Source organism: Bradyrhizobium sp. SZCCHNS1022 (assembly GCF_032484835.1).
GTDB lineage: Bacteria > Pseudomonadota > Alphaproteobacteria > Rhizobiales > Xanthobacteraceae > Bradyrhizobium.
The window spans coordinates 563,393-586,023 of record NZ_JAUETT010000002.1; the positions used below are offsets into that span (position 1 = coordinate 563,393).

Consider the following 22,631-nt stretch of genomic DNA (forward strand, 5'->3'; position numbering starts at 1 on the left):
GGGAGGGGCGCTCTTAGTGCGCCGCGGTGAACTGGACGTCATTCATCTTCTCCATACAGATTGATGCTGCTGCTAAACGGCTGGTCGGTTGCAGGCGTCGCGGACGAGTTGGCGGACGATTTCTTCGGTCTCGGTTTGGACGACGACCGCGTTGGTGGTCGTCTGGGCATGGTTACGACTACCTTGCCGGGTTTCTCATCGACCTGCTGGGGAGACTCGGGGTGTTGCGGTGTCGAGAACGCCGCCCGGGTCTTTTGGCGGAAGGCCGCCGATAGAAAACTGTATTGCTTTTGCGAGAGGCCGAAGAAATCCAGACCTGCATCTCGTCGCGCCTGTTCACCGGCCGACAACAGATCGCGATGGGCTCCGAGCCGAAACGGACGGCCAGCAGCTTGCTCGGCTTTGGCAAATTCGCGGACTTCCTTGCGTGCCCACAGATGCTGTTCCAAAGTCACGCCGGATGCGATGCCCCCGACCGACGCGACGAGAAGGCAGTCGCCGTCGAGCTGGGCTTTTATCTCGCGCACCTCGCGGAAGGCACGCGGAACGACGACAAGAATGGAGCCGAGGTCACGTGGGTCGACGAAGAAATCGACCTTCCCGCGTCCAAGCCTTGCGCGCAGCAGCGCCAGGGTGTCGCTGTTGTAACTCAAGCCGAAGATCTGAATCCCGTGCTTATCGATAACTCTTTCGTCCTTATACCCAAACGCCACGAAAAGCTGATGCGGTGTTGGAGGCTGATCGAGGCCGTACTTCCGGGTGAGGCGGGTCCATTCGCCATAGGGAGTGCGTCCCTCGAGGCCGCGATGGCCGCGGTGATGATAGCGGTCGACGATGTATCGCACGGCGGCCTGGAAAGTCTTTTCGAACGTCGCGCTTGCCATTTCCTTTGCAGGGTAGTCATCCTTCTCAACGACATTTGCGAATGTCTGCCCCGCAAAGTACCGACACACGCGCTTGAATAGCCGGAAGAATGCCTCGATGGTTCCTCGCATTTGAGGATCCATATCGGGCATCACGCGGTTGGTTGCGCTCAATCGAACGGAGTCGCTAAAGTCCCCTTTGAACGCAGGGCCTCCATCCGTAACGATGGCTCCAGGTCTGCCGAACATCGGCCAATCGCTTATGCAGTTTGCAAAACCAGCGATCGCGGACTTGTCGGTCATGACGGTGCGTAACGCGGATTTTGCGCCTTGCGTGCTTGGCGGCAAGGGAGTCAAGTGAAAGCCCACGATGCACCGGGTTGCGACATCGATGGCTACGGTAGCGGTACATCGCGCTCGAGGAATGTCAGCCTTCTGTTCCTCGGATAACTTACGCCAGGTGTCTGTCCGGATGACCAGGCTCATGAGGTCGAACTCCCAATCATCCATTTCCACCCGTTCCATGGGCATGTGGACTGATAGGCCGAGTCCAACTGGCGTGTATTTGCGGATTGCCCGGTCGAGACTGAACCGCCCCGCTTCGAGCAGGAACGGGTCAATTTTATGTATTCGACGACGAACGGCCGTCTCGCTTACGTAAACCTTTTGCCGTTCAGGAAGAGTGGCGTTCAAATCCTCCAATGCGAGCTCGACGTCCTCGTAGATGTCGCGCATCAAGGGTCTGGTGTTCGTCGCGTAACGCGGCACGCATTGGTCGATTATCGGAAGCGCGAGAGGATTGATCTGATTTCGATTTCCGGAACGCTCGTAGCCGGGGCGGAATGCCTCCATCCGCTCGTCGTGTTTTCGAAACAGAGTCAACCATTCGCGAAGGGCAGAGGGGCCGGGATAATCGAATTCCTTTCGAGGCTGTCCCGCGATCCGACGACCGGGCCGCCGGCGTTCGCCGTACAGGTCGAAGTACCATCGGTCCATCACGTGTTTTTCGGAATCAATGAATCGCTTTAAGTCGGTTGGGGACTGTCTCGGCCTCCATGCTGAGTTCGTATCGATCCGTCGACGATGGAAACGCACGCACCACTCCGTCTTCCAGGCGATGGTGCGCAGTGCATCTTCCGGAAGGTCCGAAAGATCAGAGCTGTCGTTGCGTTGACGGAGGTAGGCGAGCGTCTTGGAGTAAAAATCGCGTTCGTACTTCAGCCGTCCCGTTCGCCTGAGGGCGTTTATCTCCGCATCCGACTTTGTGATGAAGTAGTCCTGGAGCAGGCTGTCCGATACCAGCTGAAGAGTGAAGCGATCTCGTTCTTTCTGGAAGACGCGATAGGTCTGACCATCCAGAGTCAGGCGGTCGTGACGACCGAACCTGTTGCTGCGCTCACGTCGATCACTCATTTCGAAGCAACGTAGATAATGACGCGTAAATGCGAATTGGCACACCTTTGATCGTGGACATGACTGAAGCGAGGACGGAAAATCCAGAGTTATTTGCTAGATCACGATGGGCGACGGCCAATAAAGTTATTGAACCGTGTATCGGGTGTGATTGTGGAATATGGGCGCACAAGGCTCACATCCTCTGACTGGAGCATGGCGATCAAGGCGTCTGAACCGCGCGATCCTAGTTCGGTTTGACCGGCGATCGTTCGAGGCGTGACGACGGGCGGCGCCGATCGAAGATGATTACGGACCAGGTCGATGGCGTCGATGTCGAAGTTGCGTCCGCATCGAACGATGAGCTCGGCGTTTGCGATTGTCGTCGGGCTGATGTCGAACTCCGTCAAGACACGATATTCATCGAATTTGTGGTCGCCGGTTGCGGCGATCATCCGGACGAGGTCCTCAAGCGCCACCTTGTGTGCCTCTGCGGCATACTTGATAAAATGCGCAATGCGCTTTCCATCGGCGAAATCAACGACCGCATCCACGTAGTGGATGTGTGTCGTTCCGTCGCGGGTGTAGGAGACGAGAAACTGCTCGTGAATCGCGATCACGTCCGATCGGGCAATGAACGAAGTGACGTGCTTGGATTCGAGGCCGCTTTCGGCGTAGATTTCGCGCCTCCGGAACGGGTCGATAAGCACCACGATCTTCGATCCAAGCCTCTTCGGAACGGGGATGCGATCAGCGACGCTGGGTTCGATCACCACCGCGCGCCCATGGCCTTGAGGGCACGGTTCGCAAACAGGCGTGTTATGAGGCAGCCCCTATAGGTGTCAGTGCCACCAAACCTCGCAGACCGGCGCGATGCTCCCGCAATGACGTGGGGGTTGGCGGAAATGATTTCGCGGTAGAGGGTGTGGTGCGAGTACATGTGGGGTCTCCGGTAAACATGGCGTTCGGCAAGCGGATTCCGGCGCCTCGCACCGCCTTTGACGAGCGAGTTGGATCGCGATACCGAGCGTTCGGCGGCGACGTTGCGGACGTGTCTGCTAGGTCAGCGCGTTTTCAGGCCGTCAGTCAGTGTGGCGAGCGGGATCATGGACGTGATCTCCCCACGGCGACGCCAGAATGCGTCGGAACGTTGTCGTTCGGGACATGCGATGCCCGCATCGGCGTGCGACAGTGCAAGCGGCAAGCCGCCAACGATCACGCCGATATGTTGACGAGCACCGAGGATTTGCGTGCGGAGATGCAGCCGGAGGCTTGCGTGAATGCGTTCAACATTTGAGCCTCCTCTGGTTGGGATCATCTGCGAAGACGATCAGGCTGCGGGCTTTCGCTAATGCGAAAGGACGTGCTGCATACAGTTGCAACGCGTCGTCCACAAGATCCGACTTCATCTCGATGGCTCCACTTTTGGCGTTGCCTTAATGGCGTATTGAACGTTGAGCGTCAAAAATCGAGAAAAGTGTAACTGGATCGTGAAGCAGCCGCGGCGGCTCGAATCGATCGTCGCCGGATAGGAGCGACTTCATCCAGGTGGGATCGATCTTGCGGCCATTTTTAAGATGATGCCGAGAAATGCTCCCGATCGATACCGGTCTGAGCGACGAATTCACGCGCCAAGAGATGAAGCACTCGACGGTTCTGCTCGGGCCAGCGCTCGGGCGCCCTTCATACGTCGCCGAGGAGACTCTCAATCGCTGACGAGCGCCGGATCATTCTTGAGGCGTTCAATCGGTTGGTCCGGATCAGTGGAGGTCATGCAGGTCAAAGTCTGCCCCAATCCGAGGGATGCCTCAACTGCAGCGGCGACAAGCGTTGCCTGATATAAATCGGAATCGATTGATCCGCTGCCGTCGTCCGCATATTCGCCCAACACGACCGGTTCGGCCGCCAGTTCGGCGAGTAGGGTCGTGACCTTCGCGATGTATCTAGCCTTTATCTTGTCAAACCCTGGAGTGCGATGGAAGCTGGTTTCCCCGGCGCGCCCTGCCATTGTCTCCCGTGAGACCTTTTATTGCTCGGGTAGGAGTGAGGTTACGAGATCCCTATTGCGGTCCTCACAATTTGAAGAAACATCATTTGAATCCTCTCCTCGTACGAGGCGGGTGATATCGGAGGACGTAAGTTGGCTGTGCTGGGCGAGGGCGTCAGCGATCAAGACCAGCTTGCCGCGATGTTGGCCTATCAGCACACGAGCGCGTTGCGCGCAGGCTTTGAGCTTCGCATGGACCTGTCGACGCAGGCGGGAATCGCTGCGAACTAATGCTAGAATTTCGACGGGATCGTTGGGAACGAGGTACACGAGGCTGTTGCCGAGGCCGAACGATGATTCCAGGCCCGCTGCGAGGACGGTCGCGAGATGAAGATCTGAGTTTTCCGCGCCGCCGCTGCCACCAGCATGGCCACCCAGGACAACATCTTCGGCCGCAAGTCCAGCCAGCAAGGTCGTCATTTCGGCGAGATGGCCGGTGATCGAGCGGTCGAAGCCTGGAATTCGATAAAATTCCGTCTGGCCGGCGTCGCTTTGTGAATGGACGGTTTCCCGCAGGACCCGGGCAGCGGTCGGAATGCTGCCGGATTCCGCGCTCAAAAGGTGGCCAACCAGAACGTGCCCGGCTTCGTGAACGCAAGCCCGCTGGAATGCGGCCTCGGACAGCCGGATACGCGGGAAACCCCGTTCCAAGTCCTCGAGCAGCATCGGCTGTCCGGAACGTCGGGCGCGTCGGCGTGCGTCACGGACAACCCTCTCGATCAAGGCGCCCGTCGCGCCCTCGAGGCGGCGGGCAATGTCGGTCAGATCGAACCCGGCAAGGTGGTCACCGAGGTGATATCGCAGGATCTTCGAGCGTGCGGCCAGATCAGGCGGGGCGATTGAGAAATGCCTGTCGAGACGTCCAGGTCGGAGGAGGGCGGGGTCGACCTTTTCGGGGTAGTTTGTCGCGGCGACGACGACAACGCCTTCTCGGCCTTCCAGGCCGTCAAGGCACTCCAGCAGCGCGTCTACCACCTCCCTGCAGTACTGCTCGTTTGCCCCCTGAAAATTTTCCCGATTTCCGACAGCGTCGATTTCATCGATGAACAGGATGCAAGGGGCGGACTTGATGGATTCGTCGAAAGCGCGGCGCATGGCTTTCAGGAGCTCGCCGAGATGTCCCTTCGCTTGCCACCTGGCGAGCGAGTGTACGTGCACCGGAACGCCGCAAGTGTTCCCCAAAGCTCTTGCGAACAGCGTCTTGCCGGTCCCTGATGGCCCGCTAACCAGAGCCCCGCGGTCAACGTCGGCCCACGACAGCCGCTGGTCGCGATACTCCTGAAGATCCCTTGCCAGCGACATCCCCCAATCTGCGACATCTCCCAATCCGGTCAATTCCTGGAGGCGAGGGTGTGGCGTCAGGTCGGCCTTCCGAGCCTCCGGGGAAACGGAACGATACCGCTCGATAAGGTCGATCGCCTGGCGCAGTGTGCGGCCGCTGCTGAGGTAGACGTTCAAGACTTCGATGGGAACATCGGCCGCCGCAGAAAGAGTTTGAGGAGGAGGGACGTCGCGAAAGATTGCCCTGAAGGCCGCTGCCAACACGCGTTCATCAGTTCGGTCGAGTGCTACGATTTGGTCTGCGATCCGTTGAAACGCAACTGGCACGTCCTCTTTGTCTGAGGCGAATCCGAGCACGATGCTGTGGTTCGACAACAAGCGGAGCGAATCGCGATCAGCCGGAGATTTCCCTGCATCCTCCCTGTGCCAGAACAAGGCGTGGTAGGTCGTTTCATGGTCGACCACCGCCCCCAGAAGTGCCAAAGCTTCCCGGGCGTACACTTCGAGAAGTTCCGGTTGCGCACCGGTAAAGGCGACGAAAGCAGGTTTTCCACGCAGGACATGGTGAAGGCCACTCCGGCGGAGCGCGCGAACGATCGAGATTCGGATGATGAGGTTTGCGGCATGGCGAGGAGGCGTGCCATGTTGTACATATTCGCGAATGTGCGTTCGGTTTCGCATGACGGATCCACTGCGGTGCTGAAGCGATGTGGAAGCAACTATTCAGTGATTAACGCTGCCTTCGAGGGCTGGGCGACCAAGCGCGTAGATGCGAGACAGCGTTCGCGCATAGCCGAGGGCCGGAGCCAGTAACCATAAGCCGCTTGTCATTCCGCGATGGCCATCCTGCACATGCGGGTGTCCGCCCATCGTGCCGACGATGCAGAGCTCGGGGCGGAAGGCTATTTGCCACTGGTCGAGCACCGGGGCATTGGCGATCGTCTGCCGATCGGGATGTTGTCCGACCCGTGCGCGGTTCAGATCGGTCAGGAGCCGCTGCAGCCGTTCGATCTCCAAGGAGATCTCCGGAATGGGGGTGTTATCATTGACAATGAACATGACATGGCTCGTGTTCTCGGCACTTGCTCAGATGCCGATGGATGGAAGAACTGGAGCGAAGAAGTCGCTGCTAGTCTTGTAAGTGCGAGGCAATGAGCGCCTCGCGCTTTTGTCGACGAGACGGCGAGACAGTTGTTTTCGGGACGGACGTGCCTATCCCTGATGTCATCCGCTTGCCAGATGTAGACGGTCGATCGCGGACGAGCCGACTACTTTTCGGATTGCTCAGTACCAATTCCGAGGTGTGGATGTCTCGGAGCGTCCAGGGGTGGACGCTGATATACAGTGCCGATCAGGTAAGCCGCGGGGCAGTGTCGTGTCCATTGAGCTCTCCCGAAGGCCGCGCAATAAGGCTGTTGCAGTGGATGTCGCTTGCATCACCGTCTTGCGTTAAGCCAGAGTTCAACGAGGCGATGGCATTTTGGATCAATCTTGGACCGGCGGCGCAATGCAGATGAGAGCATGACCGGCGAGGTGATATCACCCTCGATTGCGCAAGCCAGCACAGCGGAAAGAGCAACGTCGACTTCGATAGCGCTGATCACATGCTTGTTGAGTTGCCGGATGGAGACCGCAATGCTGGCGGCCGCGTAGCCTCGGATAGCAGCCGACCATTCCTTGTCGGAGATCGTTTGGATCCGGATCAACGTTCTTCTTAGGTGCCGGAGGTCGCCACATGAGTACGAACCGGGCTCGCGAGTTCGCCACCACTTCGTGGGTGAGCCGAAGGACTCGGTCGGCAGCGGAAGGATTACTAGCGTCTGCTGTTGTTGCGCTGTATGCTGGCGGATGTTTTCCGAAGAGGCGATTTTGTGAGCGATTGCCGACATGTGTTGTTTCCCCCGAGAGCATGTACGAGACGAACGACATCAAGCCAAAGCACGGCGGAGCAGGAGTCGATGTGCGAATCCTACTGTCAGATCTGTTGCGACGACGCGCGGAGAATGAACTAAATCCTTTGCAAGGATTGCAAGCTAAGCTTCGACACGACTCGCCTTGTAGGCGAGCGCCGTATCGGCTGAATTCGAGAACAACTTAACGGTTAATATACCACACATCAGCGAAATCCGGTAGATCGGGTTGGGGTTATGGTTAACGCGGACGTTCGGAAGATCTCACCGGCGCAACTGCGAGCGGCGCGGGCATGGCTCAGATGGAGCCAAGACGACTTATCTGCGCGAGCTGGGGTCTCGAAGAGTTCAATTGCGGATTATGAGACAGGGAAGTCCCTGCCATACTCAGGGACGCTGGCTAGTCTGCAGCGAACGATCGAGGCAGAAGGCATCGAATTTCTGTTCGACGGACTTGTCCCGAAGGGGATAACGATTCCTTGATCGCTTTCGCGCCAGGTCCTTGATCGCCCCGCGCAGTGCAGGCCACACGCCAGCCGAGGCAATGCTTGGCTGTTCCCGCCGAACTACCTGTACGACAGGCGGCCATTACCGGGAGCTTACGTCGCTCGCTGCGTAAGAAAGCTGTACTTGGGTGAACTAGCAACTGTCCGCCAGCAGCACTAGCCGCCGGCGGATTTTCATATCAGAATTAGCTGTGCATACCCTCAATCCGATCCGAGTGATCTCTTAGTCCAACCTCAATCGAGACCAGTCATGGAAAGCAAGGCACGATCAGCAGAAGACCAATCTTGCCAATCTTTGCGAGTGATCGCGCCGGATGCGATATTGTCGATGCTCAATTGTGCAGAGACACGCAGCATCTCGCTGCTGAAGCGATTTCTGAGCAAGTTCAAGTCAAACATCGAGAACGAAAACGACGATAAAACGCGCTCGCTATTTGCGCGACTTCAAAAGTTCGCTGCTTGGGGTGAGGATGTCGAGAATAGTTACGGGAAGGGCGCTCTTTTGGAGCTCTCCCATCCCGACATCCAGTACTCCCTTCAACTTGGAATTATCACGCAACGTGAAGTGAGTGCCCCTTGCAACGCGTCATAGCCATCGTTCGCGTGGCAACCGCAAGGTTCTTCCGCATGAGTATGAATATCGATTGCCCGGATTTTGGTGAGATCGATCATGCCTTAGACTCCTTGGATTTGGCTTCGCGGCGCGAATTCGAGAAGCTTGCGTACCAGTCGATCGCTTCAGGGTTTCGCATCGAGCCGAGGTTGACGGAGGCTTCGACCGACTGCCCCATCAGCAGCTTGCGAACGGGGATTTCCATTTTCTTTCCGGTAAGTGTGTAAGGGATGTCAGGCGCCTCGATCACCACGTCCGGTACATGACGAGGGCTTCGCTCCTCCCTCAGTCGGGCCTTGATCCGTGCGATCAGCTTTTCGTCGAGCCCCTGGCGCTCAACAAGGCGGACGAAAAGGGGCATGAAGTAGCCGCCATTTTCTTCTTCGATGCAGACCACGAGGCTATCGGCAACCCCTTCAATCTGTTCAAGCGTGCGATAGATCTCGGCCGATCCGATCCGAACGCCGAATCGATTGAGGGTCGCATCCGACCGGCCATGCACGATGCAGCTACCCCTCTCGGTGATCGTGATGCGGTCGCCATGACACCAGACGCCCGGATAGACGTCGAAATAGGAGGCGCGATATCGCTCAGAATCCACATCACCCCACAGGAAAAGGGGCATGGAGGGCATCGGTTTCCTGATAACGAGTTCGCCTGGGGTCCCTATCAAAGGCTCCCCATTCTCACCGTAAGCGTGCAGATCGACGCCGAGTGCGCGCGCCTGGATTTCACCTGCATAGACTGGCAGTGACGGCACGCCGGCAACGAGCCCTGAGCAGAACTCCGTGCCCCCGGACTGAGAGGTCACCCACAGATTCGGTTTGACGTGCTCATAGAGCCAGGCAAACGTTTCAGGCGTCGCGGGAGATCCGACAAGGAAGATGTTCTCCAAGGGGCTAAAGTCGCCCTTGTCTTTGGGAACGATGTGCTGGGCTGCCATGAGCTGCACGGACGTCGGGCTGGTTCCCAGCGACTGCGCGCCCGTTTCTGCTGCGAGCCCCAACAGCATCCCGGCGTCGGGGAAGGTCGGATGGCCGTCATAGAGCACGGCAGCACCGTTCATGAGAGGTGCCCACATCAACGTGTTCCACATCATCCAGCCAGTGGTGGTGTAGAAGCACATCACGCTTCCGGGTTTCAGGTTGAGATGAAAGGCCGCAGACTTATAGTGCTCTAGAAGAATGCCGAGATGTCCATGCACGATGGGTTTCGGAAGGCCGGTCGTGCCCGAAGAGAAAAGTATCCACAACGGATGATCGCCAGGGACGTATTGGTACTCGAACTCTCCCGAGGCAACGGGCTCGCCGGCGAAGAGGGATGGCCAGCGGACGAGGCGCCGTCCACAGTTCGGCAGCTCTTCCTTCCTGGTGAGGTAGTCAAGCCAAACGACGGTCTCAACACTTTCGAGCGAGGCGACGATCGCGCGAATTTGCTCTGTCCGGTCGAAATCCTTCCCGCCGTAACGATAGCCATCCGCGACGAAAAGGACCTTAGGGCGGGTCTGAGTGAATCGATCGATCACCGTGCTTGCGCCAAATTCCGGCGCGGCGGTCGACCAAATGCCTCCGACCGCGGCCGTAGCCAGCATGGCGAGCACGGTCTCGGCGATGTTCGGCATGTAGGCAGCCACCCGATCGCCCGGACGAACGCCCAAACGGCGCAGCTCGGTCGCGAGTTTCTGCACATCGCGCACAACTTCCGCCCAGCTCAAGGTCTGGAGGGGACGCAGCTCGGACTTGTGAAACAGAAAGGGACGGTCGGGGTCGCCGTCATTCGCGTGGCGTAGGACATGCTCCGTAAAATTTACGAGGGCGCCAGGGAACCATTCGGCTCCCGGCATCGTGCGCTTGACCAGCGAAGCCCCGGGGGGCGTGATCGAGTGGATTCTAAAATAGTCCCATATCGCCTGCCAGAAATCCTCGACTTCGGTGGCCGACCACTGCCAGAGCTCATTGTAAGCGCCGAAATGAAGGCCGCGCTCCGCTTTGAGCCAATCCACGAATTTTGAGATGTTTGAACTGGCGACATACTCGTCGGTGCCCTCCCAAAGCAATTCTCCCTGTTGAGTCATATCGCCTCGTCCTCCCACATTAAGTTACTGCTCGTAGCGATGGGGCATCGGCCGGTCGCTCCGGAACCCAGAATCATTTGATCTTCCAGCGGTCCTCACCTAGACAGCGTACAATAAGTCCTGTACGATGTCCAAGAATTTTATCAGGACGATATCATTGAGAGGCACGATGGGACAGAGCGCACTGCAACAACCGGCGAGCGACGCGCTTGCGCTGGCATTGGCCGAGGCTACGGACACATTCGCGCAACGCAATTCAGCGAGCGCCGAGCAATTCGAGCGAGCCAGTCTCTCCATGCCCGGCGGCAACACGCGTACGGTGCTTTTTTACAAGCCGTTCCCCGTCACCATGGTGCGCGGAGAAGGATGCACTCTGTGGGACATGGACGGCCATCGCTACGATGACTTTCTCGGCGAGTACACCGCCGGCCTCTATGGGCATTCGGATGAATGCATCCTGCAGGCGATCAAGAAAGCGATGGATGACGGGCTAAGCCTTTCGGGACACAACAGACTCGAATCCGAGCTCGCAGCGGAAATCTGCAATCGCATTCCGTCGATCGATCTCGTGCGATTCACGAATTCAGGAACAGAAGCCAATCTGATGGCCATCGCGCTGGCGAAAGTCGCGACCGGACGCTCCAAAATTCTTGTTTTCGACGGCGCGTATCACGGAAGCGCAATTAGCTTTTTTGGCGGCGTCTCGTCACCGATCAACGTGCCACACGACTTTATCATATGCCCTTATAACGATCCCGAAGCCGCGACGGCTCTGGTCAGGAAGCATGGACCAGATCTGGCCGCCGTGCTTGTCGAACCGATGCTTGGCGCCGGCGGTTGTATCCCGGGCGACGTGGAGTTTCTCGGCGCATTGCGCCACGCGACTGATGCAGTCGGCGCGCTTCTTATTTTTGATGAGGTGATGACTTCCCGGCTCGCATTCGGAGGTCGCCAGTCGCAATTGAAGATTCTTCCAGATATTACTGTGATCGGCAAATACTTTGGCGGTGGACTCTCGTTCGGCGCCTATGGTGGTCGTGCTGATCTCCTTGAACGGTTTGATCCGCGGCGACCGAGCAGCCTTTCGCATCCGGGGACCTTCAACAATAACACTCTGACCATGGCGGCGGGGCTGGCCGGCCTGCGAGAAAGACTCGATCGGGAGGCGGTGTCGCGATTCAATGATCGGGGAAGCGGCCTCCGGGACGACCTGAACGCGATCCTTCGAAAAGCGGAGTTTCCGATGAGCCTCACGGGGCTTGGATCCGTCATGAATGTTCATGGCACCAAGGCGGAAATCCGTAACGCTGGGGACCTCAGGGGGCAGAATGAGAGGCTTAAGGAGTTGTTCTTCTTCGACATGCTCGAGGAAGGCATCTACCTGGCTCGTCGTGGCCTGATTGCGCTGTCCTTGCCCATCGGTGACGCGGAGACCGAACGATTGAAGAGCGCAGTCACGCGCTTCGTCGAACGCCGCCGGCCGCTATTGGCTCAACTCAACAGCTGACGAGTATTTCTAAGATGATCGATAGTTTCCCGCCAGTTGGCGGACCAATCCAGCTCTTTTACACCCCGATCGGCGCGAAACGACTTCCAACCATCTCGCGCGCCGAAGGCATCTACATGTGGGATACTGCCGGGAAGCGTTACGTTGATGCCTCCTCCGGGCCGATTTGCTGCAATCTCGGGCACGGCAACCGCCGTGTGATAGAGGCGGGCGTCTCGCAGATGTCGAAGGTGTCCTTCGCGAGCAGGAATCTCTTCGAAAACGAACCGAACATCCAACTGGCTGAATTGCTGGCGACGCTGTCCGGACCGGGTTTCGAGCGAGCGTTTATCGTTTCCGGCGGTTCCGAAGCCACGGAGGCGGCGCTCAAGTTCGCTCGGCAATACGCTGTCGTCACGGGCCGGGACACGAAATGGAAAGCGCTCGCCAGAATGCCGAGCTACCACGGCGCTTCATTGGGAGCCGTGTCGGTAACGGGCGATCCTGAAAGCGAATACCTCTATGGCGAGGTCACTCGCATCATGCCGAAGGTGCCAGCGCCCTTCACCTATCGGCTTGCCGAAGGTCAAGACGCAAAGGGTGCGGCCGAGGCGGCAGCCAGAGCACTGGAAGAGGCCATTCTTGCGGAAGGACCCGAGACCGTGCTCGCCTTTATCATGGAGCCAGTCGGGGGGCTCGCGACAGGCGCGCTCGTAGCACACGACGTCTACTACAGCCTTGTTCGCGACATCTGCACGCGCCATGGCGTCCTGCTCATTTACGACGAGGTGATGAGCGGCGCCGGGCGCACGGGCAAGTTCCTCTCAGCGGAGCATTGGCCGCTCGCTAAGCCCGACATGTGCACCCTCGCCAAGGGCGTTTCTGCGGGCTACACGCCCCTCGGCGTTGTCATGGTCAGCGCTGAAATGACGGACATCCTGCGCAACGCGGGGGGGTTCGTCCACGGCCACACCTATTCCGCCAATCCGCTGTCCTGCGCCATCGCTCATGCCGCGCTCACCGAACTCGTCGAGCGGGACCTGATGAGCAATGCGGCCGAAATGGGCGAGCTTCTGAAAGCGGAGCTGATTGCGCTGATGGATCGCTGCGATTTCATTGGCGACGTGCGCGGCAAGGGTCTGCTTACCGCGATCGAGGTTGTGTCAAACAAAGAGCGGAAATCGGTTTTCGCATCTGGAGAACCATCGGTCGGCCGCCTGGTTCAGCTCGGGATCGAGCGAGGCCTTCTGCTTTACACGCGCCGTACCGCATATGGTCGCTACGGCGAGTGGCTGATGATCGCCCCGCCTCTGATCGTCACGAGAGAACAAGTGCACGAGATCGTCGGCCTACTCGAGGCGACATTTGCCGCGTTCAAGGCCGAAAAAGCTGGAAGACCATGATCGCGTCCGTTGTCCCCGTTCACAGGAAACCGCGGCAGTTGTCCCTCGGCATGATCGGCGTAGGCGCTTTTGGCGCCTTCGCCGTCAAGCATCTCGCGCCATATTTTCGTGTCGTCGGCTTCGATCCGGTTGCTGATCTCAGACCGCTCGCGGCAAAATACGGACTCCATTCGGCGACGTTGCGGGACGCGGCGAGTTGCGACATCGTCGTGTTGTCGATGCCCGTCCAGATGCTTGAGAAGGTCGTCCGCGATATCGCGCCGCACTTGCGAAAGGGAAGTATCGTCCTTGACGTCTGCTCAGTCAAAACAGAGCCGGCCGCAATTCTGGCGGAGCTGCCGAGCCATGTGCAGGTTATTGGCACCCATCCCCTTTTCGGCCCTCAGAGCGGGAAGGCAGGAATAGACGGTCTGCCGCTCGCCATCGTCCCGATACGTGGGACGGCCTGGCGAATGGTGGCTGCCTTTCTTCGCAGTCGGCTGAAGCTCAAGGTCGCGGTGACGACGGCGGAAGATCACGACCGCCAGATGGCCTATGTACAGGGCCTGACGCATTTGATTTCCCGCATTCTTCTGTCGATGCCTTCCCCCACCCTGTCATTGACCACCACCGCCTTTGACCATTTGAAGGCCATGGTCGACTTGCTTCGCCGCGATTCGGACGATCTTTTCCACGCAATCTGCGCGGAGAACCCATTCGTGCATGACGTCATTCGGGATTTTCTTGATGGCACCAGTACGGTTGGGGCGCAATTTTATGCCGACGACAAGCCACCAGCCTCTCCAATGGAAACCGGTCTCAGGATGATCTCTGTGGCTGCCTGTCCATAACTGCCTCCAGGCCTGCGATGAAGGCATCAACAAACAGCTCGAAGCTGTCGTCCATTGGGGCCTCAGCGCCATTTTGCCATCGCAAAATGAAGCTCTTGTTGGCCAGGCCTTCAATATTGCGCGCGAGGATTGGATGGTGGTCAGCTTCCACGGAAGCAACGACGCTACGCATCCCGATCGCCCACTCGGCGGCTTCTTCCTTCGGCACCATTGCGAATTCTTGGGTTGTGAAGCCCACCATGGCCGCGATCACGGCGTTGTAAGCCGCGCGCAACCGCTCGGGAGGGCACCCAGCCTGGGTCAGGACAGTCAGGATGCGCTCGATCATGTCGAGGTCCACACTGGCGTTGGATACGAGCTGGACACCAATGAGCGGCGCAACGTTCGGATGTTGGCGGATGGCCTCACGATAGTTCCAAAACAAGGACTTCAGCCACGTCTTCCAATCCAGCGGAAGAGCGGGTGCGATGCCGCGCAACACTTCCGAAATGACTTCGGCAATGACTGCGTTACGGCTTGGGATATGCCAGTAGATCGCCGTGGGATAGACGCCCAGTTCCTTCGCCAAATTGCGCATGCTGAAGCTTTCGAGCTCCGTGGCGTCGATGAGCTTGATAGCGGCCGCGACGATTGCCTCCCTGGTGAGACCCGGCTGATCGGGCTGAGGTTTCGACTTTCGCGGCGCTCGCCTCTGTCGACCTACAACGGCCTGGTTCATTTCAATTCTCCATACATTCCGCAATTGTTCGGCCGGCCAAGCCAACTGCTGACCAGAGGCTCCCTTCGGATTGTACACTGTCCATCGTACAATTGGAAATCATTGCGACCAGCCTTTCCACGAAATTTGTCTGAAATATCTGTCATGTGTGCCCGGGCCGCGGCTGGAGGAAGGGGGGCCTTGCAAATCCCACACCCTTGTTGTACGGTGTACAAGTACACTGTACAACAAGGGGAAGCCGGAATGAAAAGCATTCTATGTGTGCATTGCGATGTCGACTGTCCTGTTCGCTTTGGCAGGGCTCAACCAGCCCATTTGCGCCGACCACTCTCAACCTGACGGCCGACCCTCAGTTCGCCATCGAAGAGGGAGAAATCAACAATGGCTGACCAAGGACTCATGTCGCGCAAGCCAGTGGCGGACATCATTGCCGAAGGGGAAAAGCACGCCCTGTCCAAGACGCTCGGCGTCTGGAGCATCACGGCCTTGGGTATCGGTTGCATCATCGGCGCCGGTATCTTCATTCTCACGGGAACGGCTGCTGCAAATTATGCCGGTCCCAGCATCATGCTATCCTTCGTGGTCGGTGGCATCGCGTGCGCCTTCGTTGGCCTATGTTATGCCGAACTCTCTTCCCTCCTACCCGTTTCGGGTTTAACGTACACCTACACCTACACCTACACCTACACCTACGCCACACTTGGCGAATTGTTCGCCTGGATCATCGGCTGGGATCTCGTGCTCGAATATGCCATGGGCGCCGCTACCGTGGCGGTCGGGTGGTCGAGTTATGTCGTCAGCCTACTGCACAATTTTGGCATCGACATCCCACCCGCCCTTGCAGCCGCGCCCTACACCCAGACAAAGTTGCCCGATGGCACTACAGTGGCGGGTATCGTTAACCTCCCTGCTGCTTTCATTGTTCTGCTGCTCACCTTCGTGCTGATCGGAGGCACAAAGGAATCGGCGCGGCTTAACAACATCATGGTCGCGGTGAAGCTTACCGTGGTGCTAGCATTCATTGCCATAGGCTCCGGTTTCGTGAATCCGGCCAACTGGCATCCCTTCATTCCAGACAATACCGGGGAATTCGGCCATTTCGGCTGGTCCGGCATTATGCGCGGCGCCTCCGTCGTGTTCTTCGCCTTCATCGGATTCGACGCCGTCTCCACCGCGGCTCAGGAGGCGAGAGACCCGCAGCGCGACATGCCGGTCGGTATCCTCGGCTCGCTGCTGATCTGCACCATCCTCTATATCCTAGTCTCGGCCGTGCTCACTGGCTTGGTGCACTATACCGACCTCGTCGGCGTCTCCGATCCAATCGCCAAAGCCGTCGATATAATCGGCATGCCCTTGATCTCAATACTGATCAAAATTGGGGCCCTGGCCGGCATCACCACAGTGATCCTGGTTGTGCTCTACGGCCAGAGCCGCATCTTCTTCCAGATCGCGAAGGACGGCCTACTGCCGCCGCTCTTCGCCCGCGTACATCCGACTCTTGGCACTCCGCATCTCAGCATTGCGATAATTGGCGTCGTCGTGGCCGTGGTCGCCGCTCTCACCCCGATAGACATCCTCGGTGAGATGGTGAGCATCGGCACGCTATTCGCGTTCATCCTGGTCTGCGGTGCCGTTGTCTATTTGCGTCGCACGGATCCTCATGTGCCGCGCCCATTCCGGACGCCGGCAGTGCCGGTTGTCCCGGTCGGGGGAATGCTGTGCTGCCTTGGCCTGATGGTCTTCCTGCCCTGGGAAACCTGGCTGCGCCTCTTCGTCTGGCTGGCGATCGGACTCGCGGTCTATTTTGTCTATGGCCGGAGCCATTCGGTGCTGAGGAACGGCCCAGGTAAATAGACAGCTTGGAAGTTGCACTATGCGATCTCGCCGGGCCAGCCTCGTCCGGGCCGGCGATTTTGCTTTCGGTCTTCATGCCACCCTTGACGACGGCGAAGGACTACGACCGTCACGTGGCAAAATGTGCCGGGCCTGACGCACTAGATTTCCCGCTCTGGTCGAGTTGTTTCGCCGCGGGGCTGTCCGATGGCAACCAATCTCAGGACGATGTCTGACGCGGCCTGTCTATAACTGTCTCGAGGCCTGTGATGAAGGCATCGATAAACAGCTCGAAGCTATCGTCCATCGGTGTCTCAGCGCCATTTTGCCATCGCAGAATGAAGCTCTTGTTGGCGAGGCCGTCAATATTACGCGCGAGGATTGGATGGTGGTCAGCTTCCACCGAAGCAACGACACTATGCATTCCGATTGCCCACTCGGCGGCTTTCTCCTTCGGCACCATTGCGAATTCCTGGGTTGTGAAGCCCACCATGGCCGCGACAACGGCGTTGTAAGCCGCGCGCAACCGTTCGGGCGGACAACCCGCTTGGGTCAACACAGTCAGGATCCGACGCATCCCAATTGCCCACTCGGCGGCTTCCTCCTTCGGCGCCACTGTAAATTCCTGGGTTGTCAAACCCACGGCGGTCACGATGACGGCGTTGCACGCCGAGCGCAATTGCTCGGGCGGGCATCCTGCCTGGGTCAGGACAGCGAGGATCCGCTCGATCATATCCAGGTCAACACTCGCATTGGAGATAAGTTGGACACCAATAAGCGGTGCGACGTTTGGATGCTGACGGATGGCCTCACGAAAGTTCCGAAACAGGCACTTCAGCCACGTCTTCCAATCCAGCGGAAGCGCGGGCGCGATGTCTCGCAACACTTCTGAGATCACTTCGGCGATGACTGCACTGCGGCTTGGAATATGCCAGTAGATCGCGGTCGGATAAACTCCCAGTTCCTTCGCCAAATTGCGCATGCTGAAGCTTTCGAGCTCCGTGGCGTCGATGAGCCTGATGGCGGCCGCGACGATTGCCTCCCTGGTGAGGCCCGGCTGATCCGGCTGAGGTGTTGACTTTCGCGGAGCTCGCCTCTGTCGACCCACCACTGCGTGGCTCATTTTCAGATCTCCATTTCTGGTCGTCCGTGCCTCGCAGGGCAGAATCGGTTGGTGATTCGGGCCGACTCCCAAACTACGACCGAAACGAATGACCTTGTTTGAATGCCGTACGGGAAAACCACCCTCGGCGTATCTCAAGAAACACAGGTGGCACAAGGTTCATTGTACAGTGTTATTGCTTCCTCCGTGGTACCCCTGCCCAAGGTTTGAGCAGCCCTGCGCTCCAACGTTGAAGCCCCTCCGACGACCCACGCTGACCCAGTTCCGACGTTGGAAGACATCTACGGATGACACCCTCGAACGGCTGTTGTCGGCCAGAGCTGCAGCGCCGGATGGAGCTTGCCACATGGGCTGATTAATGTACAGTGTTCTTGTACGCTGCATAATAAACGCAGAAAGCCATGACGGCGACCCAGCGGAGGTTCAATGACGGCAATTCAGCCTGAAACTTTGGAGCCACCGGCTCCACGAAGTGATTTGCTCGACCTTGTCGATCAATTGGCGCTGGCTGTTGAGAGCAAGGTCATCGAGTGGCGGCGCGAAATACATGCGCGCCCTGAACTTGCCTGCAAGGAGTTCCGGACAAGTTCATTAGTGGCCGCGCATCTTCGAGCGCTTCGCTTTGATGAGGTGCGTACTGGGCTCGGCGGAGGCACGGGCGTGATCGGCGTGCTCCGAGGTTCAATGGACGGTCCCGTCATCGCTCTGCGCGCCGATATGGACGCGCTTCCTGTGCGCGAGGAGACCGGGCTGCCGTTTGCATCGAAAGTAACCGCTGACTGGGGAGGCGTCGAGGTCCCTGTCATGCACGCGTGCGGGCACGATGCGCATACGGCAGTTCTGATGGGTGCGGCCGAAGTCCTGGCGGCTCTACGAGACGATCTCCCAGGCACGGTCCTGTTTGTGTTTCAGCCCGCCGAAGAAGGGCCCCCACCCGGTTGGGTGGGTTTACATGGGGCCAAGCTCCTGTTGGCCGAAGGGGCTTTGAGTAGTCCAAAACCGGAGGCGATGTACGGCATCCATGTCGTCGGAGGAAAACCGCCAGGCACCGCCGGTCACATCCACTACCATGTAGGCTGCGGTGGCTACGCCATGCGGCAGTTCAAAATTGTTGTTGAGGGTAAGGGAGGGCATGCGTCGATGCCCTGGCGCACGATCGATCCGCTCGTGGTCGGGGCGCAAATCTTGCTGGGACTTCAGACGATCATCAGCCGGAACACAGACGTCTACCGCAACCAGGCAACCCTTTCGATCGGGAGCTTTCGCGGTGGCGAAAAGTTCAACGTCATCCCCGATGTCGCTGTCATGGAAGGAGCGCTGCGTGTGACGGACGCAGCCAGTATGCCTGAAATGGAACGCCGGCTGAGTTCGCTGGTGGAAGGCATGGCGAGCGCAGTAGGGGCGCTGGGGCGGGTAGAGTGGGGTCACTATGATCCACAACTGACAAATGACATCGAGCTCTGCGCTATTGCCGCCAGCAGCCTCGAGCGCGCCGCCGGACCTGATGGCGTGGTTGCCGTCGCGCCGCCATTCGCCCTCGACGATTTCGCACAATTCTCTCAACACATACCATCGCTGTTCTTCACAGTGGATGTGCCTCCCTGCAAAAATACGGGGAACCGGCCTATCAGTGGGCTACTCCTTCGGCGTGGCGATATTCGGGGGCTTTGCTCCTTTCATCATTGCCTGGCTCCTGAGTGCGACCGGGTCATTGTTGGCGCCTGGCTTCTACGTCGCCGCGGCAGCATTGATCAGCTTGATCGCGCTTCATTATTGCAAGCGATATCTGTCTTAACGGCCCGGAGGCAGCGTAGTCGCGAATGCGCTTGCGCTGCGTCCCGCGATTTCAATGTGCAGCGGATACAACACCATGGAAATTTCGAAAGCCTGTGACCTCGCAAGTGAAGGGAAACCGCGAGCTCGCGAACTGGGCGTTCCCTTCGACGGCACTCCGGGACCGAACAACACGATAACAGACGTTGCTGGGATCGAAGTTGGCATGACTACCCTTATCCAGGGTGACGGCCTCCTGGTGCGAGGGCGAGGTCCGGTACGTACCGGCGTCACGATCATCTTTCCGCTGGGCAAGCACGGCAAAGATGCGGTCGCGGCCGGCCGTGCCGTTATCAATGGCACCGGAGAATTTACCGGTTTGCATGTGGTGGACGAAGTCGGCCTGCTCTTTGGCCCGATCGCATTGACCGGAACCGGCAACCTGAGTGTCGTTCACCAGGGCCTTATTGATTGGTCGTCCCGGCCGGGATTTCTCGCCGACGATCACCTGATCACAAGGCTGCTTCCAGTTGTGGGAGAAACCCTCGATAGCAGGCTCAACGACGTCCACGGCCGGTCGCTGAAGCTCGAGCATGTCTTCGCAGCCATGGACAACGCGGGTGGCGGTCCAGTGCCGGAGGGAAATGTCGGCGGCGGCACGGGTATGACGGCCTATCAGTTTAAGGGGGGGACCGGGACCTCCTCGCGGGTGGTTGCCGTAAAGCGACAACGCTATACAGTTGGCGTTCTCGTGCAGGCAAACCATGGCCGCCGATCTGATCTGCGGATCGCTGGAATGCCGATAGGCCACGAAATTACAGACCTGATGCCCAATATGAATCCCCTCCTGCGAGAAGGGCCTGCAGCGGACGGCGAGGTCAAGAATTCGTTGCTCATTGTCATCGCAACGGACGCGCCTTTGCAGCCCCATCAATTGCAGCGGCTTGCGCGACGAGCCGCATTGGGCGTCGGCCGCGAAGGTAGCACGGCGGCGACGAATTCCGGAGAATTCAGTCTGGCCTTTTCGACGACCAACACGACACCGCTAAAAGGAAAGCCAAACGGCAAGGTCTTCGTCAGCGACAACGAGCATCAGGTTCTCGATGCTTTGTTTAAAGGAACGGTTGAGGCGGTAGAGGAGGCCCTCGTCAATCAACTCGTCGCATCAGAGACGATGTCCGGCGCCAATGGCTCAACGATCTACGCCTTGCCACATGACCGCCTGGTCAGTTTGCTGCACAAGTACAATCGATACGCGCCCTCTGGTTTCAACAACTGAGCCGCCTATGGGATCCATCAGCTTCTGAAGGCGCCAGAAATCTGCCTCGGCCGAAGGCCCAAATCTGTCCCGCCATTCGACGCCACATGTTTGCGGCGCATGTGTTCTGTCGCGCGTCATAGCGGCGGAGGTTTTGCCTCTCTCTGTCCAGCCAAACAACTCGCAATCGCCGTGAAACCCCTCCAGCCGGCACGGGCTATTGCAAATCTCCGGTTTCTCTTGTACGCCGTTCCTGTACGGCGTTAAATACACAAGGGGAACCCGCAATGAAACGCCCTCTTATATGCCTCGCAGTATCGGCGGCCCTTTCCTTCCCGGCATTTGCGAATGACGTCAAACTCGGTGTGCTGCTCGGATTCACAGGCCCGCTTGAATCGACCGCTCCCGACATGGCGGCTGGTGCCGAGCTCGCGATCAAGGAAGTCAGCGACAGTGGTCTCTTCCTGGGCGCGAGCAAAGTCGTGGCCGTTCGCGCGGACTCGACCTGTATTGACGCTGGCGCAGCAACCGCGGCGGCGGAACGCCTTGTCTCGTCAGACAAGGTGAATGCGATCGTCGGCGCTACCTGCTCGGGAGAATCGGCGGCGGTTCTGACAAATGTTGCCATGCCGAAGGGCGTTGTCATGGTGTCACCCTCGGCAAGCTCGCCGGCTCTCTCGACGCTGAAGAGCAACGGCTTTTTCTACCGGACAGCGTCCTCGGACGCGCGCCAAGGCGAAGTTCTCGCGGCGATCATGAAGGATCGTGGGATCAAGACCGCGGCGATCACGTACACCAACAACGACTACGGAAAAGGCCTCGCCGACAGCATCAAGACCAACTTCGAGAAACTCGGTGGAAAGGTCACGATCACGGCTTCGCATGAAGACGGAAAGGCCGACTACAGTGCAGAGGTCGCGTCATTGGCTTCGGCCGGAGGGGACGTTCTCGTTGTTGCCGGCTATCTCGACCAGGGCGGCAAGGGGATCGTTCGCGCCGCCCTCGATGCTGGTGCATTCGGAAAGTTCGTGTTGCCGGACGGCATGATCGGCGACAGCCTCATCAAGGCGATCGGGCCGGAGCTGAATGGCTCGTTCGGTGACGTCCCCGGCTCCGATTCCAACGGGACGGAACTCTACAAGGCGATGGCGGCGAAGGCGGGCTTCAAGGTTGGCCCATATGCAGCCGAGTCATACGACGCTGCCGCGATCATTTTGCTGGCAATGCAGGCCGCGAAATCGAGCGACGGTAAGCTTTTCAAAGACAAGGTCATGGAGATCGCCAACGGCCCTGGAGAGAAGATCCTGCCCGGCGAGTTGGCAAAGGGCCTGAAGATTCTCTCCCAAGGCGGAAAGATCGACTACGTCGGCGCATCTAACGTGAAGCTTGTCCCACCCGGTGAAAGCGCGGGCAATTTCCGGGAAATCCTAATCAAGGATGGGGCGATCACCACGGTCGGCTACCGCTAATTCCCGCGGACGGACGCTCGGCCCTGAGGCCGGCCGTCCCCTTCACAAGAGA

The 22,631-nt window shown here is 58.6% G+C and carries 18 protein-coding genes and 1 pseudogene; 9 read left to right on the forward strand and 10 right to left on the reverse strand.

Annotated elements, in window-relative coordinates:
• Positions 1–38 precede the first annotated feature (38 nt).
• The 6 genes from QX071_RS16215 to QX071_RS16240 form a co-directional block, all read right to left on the reverse strand.
• Complete coding sequence (locus tag QX071_RS16215) at positions 39–2,276, reverse strand: Mu transposase C-terminal domain-containing protein (protein ID WP_315707226.1); 2,238 nt, start codon at positions 2,274–2,276, stop codon at positions 39–41.
• A gap of 101 nt (positions 2,277–2,377) precedes the next feature.
• Complete coding sequence (locus tag QX071_RS16220; RefSeq protein ID WP_315707227.1) at positions 2,378–3,028, reverse strand: hypothetical protein; 651 nt, start codon at positions 3,026–3,028, stop codon at positions 2,378–2,380.
• A gap of 932 nt (positions 3,029–3,960) precedes the next feature.
• Positions 3,961–4,263, reverse strand: coding sequence for a hypothetical protein (locus QX071_RS16225; protein WP_315707228.1), 303 nt, complete (start codon positions 4,261–4,263; stop codon positions 3,961–3,963).
• Between the two features lie 18 nt (positions 4,264–4,281).
• Positions 4,282–6,264: an AAA family ATPase gene (locus QX071_RS16230; RefSeq protein ID WP_315707229.1), complete on the reverse strand. Its 1,983-nt coding sequence runs from the start codon at positions 6,262–6,264 to the stop codon at positions 4,282–4,284.
• 42 nt (positions 6,265–6,306) lie between these two features.
• Positions 6,307–6,642 (reverse strand): DUF6634 family protein, encoded by a 336-nt coding sequence (locus tag QX071_RS16235; protein ID WP_315707230.1) that lies wholly within the window; start codon positions 6,640–6,642, stop codon positions 6,307–6,309.
• Positions 6,643–7,019: 377 nt separating this feature from the next.
• On the reverse strand, positions 7,020–7,472 hold the full coding sequence (locus tag QX071_RS16240; protein WP_315707231.1) for a hypothetical protein: 453 nt from the start codon (positions 7,470–7,472) through the stop codon (positions 7,020–7,022).
• Positions 7,473–7,730: 258 nt separating this feature from the next.
• Here QX071_RS16240 and QX071_RS16245 point away from each other — a divergent pair, with 258 nt between their 5' ends.
• Together QX071_RS16245 and QX071_RS16250 are read left to right on the forward strand one after the other, a co-directional pair.
• Positions 7,731–7,976, forward strand: coding sequence for a helix-turn-helix transcriptional regulator (locus QX071_RS16245; protein WP_315707232.1), 246 nt, complete (start codon positions 7,731–7,733; stop codon positions 7,974–7,976).
• Between the two features lie 273 nt (positions 7,977–8,249).
• Positions 8,250–8,591, forward strand: coding sequence for a hypothetical protein (locus QX071_RS16250; protein ID WP_315707233.1), 342 nt, complete (start codon positions 8,250–8,252; stop codon positions 8,589–8,591).
• On the opposite strand, the pseudogene QX071_RS34080 reads toward QX071_RS16250, so the two are convergent.
• Both QX071_RS34080 and QX071_RS16255 read right to left on the reverse strand, forming a co-directional pair.
• A pseudogene (locus QX071_RS34080) lies at positions 8,567–8,671 on the reverse strand (4-hydroxyphenyl-beta-ketoacyl-CoA hydrolase); the annotation flags it as partial. The gene QX071_RS16250 and the pseudogene QX071_RS34080 overlap by 25 nt on opposite strands.
• Positions 8,668–10,686 (reverse strand): acetoacetate--CoA ligase, encoded by a 2,019-nt coding sequence (locus QX071_RS16255; RefSeq protein ID WP_315707234.1) that lies wholly within the window; start codon positions 10,684–10,686, stop codon positions 8,668–8,670. The pseudogene QX071_RS34080 and the gene QX071_RS16255, both read right to left, overlap by 4 nt.
• Positions 10,687–10,855: 169 nt before the next feature.
• Here QX071_RS16255 and QX071_RS16260 point away from each other — a divergent pair, with 169 nt between their 5' ends.
• The 3 genes from QX071_RS16260 to QX071_RS16270 are packed head-to-tail and all read left to right on the forward strand — an operon-like array spanning position 10,856 to position 14,405.
• Positions 10,856–12,193 (forward strand): aspartate aminotransferase family protein, encoded by a 1,338-nt coding sequence (locus QX071_RS16260; protein ID WP_315707235.1) that lies wholly within the window; start codon positions 10,856–10,858, stop codon positions 12,191–12,193.
• Positions 12,194–12,207: 14 nt separating this feature from the next.
• On the forward strand, positions 12,208–13,575 hold the full coding sequence (locus QX071_RS16265) for an aspartate aminotransferase family protein (protein ID WP_315707236.1): 1,368 nt from the start codon (positions 12,208–12,210) through the stop codon (positions 13,573–13,575).
• A 38-nt stretch (positions 13,576–13,613) separates the two neighbouring features.
• A complete protein-coding gene (locus tag QX071_RS16270; protein WP_315707237.1) occupies positions 13,614–14,405 on the forward strand; it encodes a prephenate dehydrogenase in 792 nt (263 codons plus the stop codon).
• On the opposite strand, the gene QX071_RS16275 is transcribed toward QX071_RS16270, so the two are convergent.
• Positions 14,374–15,123, reverse strand: a complete 750-nt coding sequence (locus tag QX071_RS16275; RefSeq protein WP_315707238.1) for a TetR/AcrR family transcriptional regulator — start codon at positions 15,121–15,123, stop codon at positions 14,374–14,376. The genes QX071_RS16270 and QX071_RS16275 overlap by 32 nt on opposite strands.
• Before the next feature lie 381 nt (positions 15,124–15,504).
• Here QX071_RS16275 and QX071_RS16280 point away from each other — a divergent pair, with 381 nt between their 5' ends.
• The gene (locus tag QX071_RS16280; RefSeq protein WP_315752459.1) at positions 15,505–16,977 is read left to right on the forward strand and encodes an amino acid permease; all 1,473 of its coding nucleotides are present in this window, start codon (positions 15,505–15,507) and stop codon (positions 16,975–16,977) included.
• A gap of 199 nt (positions 16,978–17,176) precedes the next feature.
• Here the strand turns inward: QX071_RS16280 and QX071_RS16285 are convergent, their stop codons facing one another.
• Complete coding sequence (locus QX071_RS16285; RefSeq protein WP_315707240.1) at positions 17,177–18,079, reverse strand: TetR/AcrR family transcriptional regulator; 903 nt, start codon at positions 18,077–18,079, stop codon at positions 17,177–17,179.
• A 426-nt stretch (positions 18,080–18,505) separates the two neighbouring features.
• Between QX071_RS16285 and QX071_RS16290 the strand changes: the two genes are divergently transcribed.
• The 3 genes from QX071_RS16290 (at position 18,506) to QX071_RS16300 (ending at position 22,579) form a co-directional block, all read left to right on the forward strand.
• Positions 18,506–19,972, forward strand: coding sequence for an amidohydrolase (locus tag QX071_RS16290; protein ID WP_315707241.1), 1,467 nt, complete (start codon positions 18,506–18,508; stop codon positions 19,970–19,972).
• On the forward strand, positions 19,950–21,131 hold the full coding sequence (locus QX071_RS16295) for a P1 family peptidase (protein WP_315707242.1): 1,182 nt from the start codon (positions 19,950–19,952) through the stop codon (positions 21,129–21,131). The genes QX071_RS16290 and QX071_RS16295 overlap by 23 nt, the downstream gene beginning before the upstream one ends.
• A 266-nt stretch (positions 21,132–21,397) precedes the next feature.
• Positions 21,398–22,579: an ABC transporter substrate-binding protein gene (locus QX071_RS16300; protein WP_315707243.1), complete on the forward strand. Its 1,182-nt coding sequence runs from the start codon at positions 21,398–21,400 to the stop codon at positions 22,577–22,579.
• Positions 22,580–22,631: the final 52 nt, after the last annotated feature.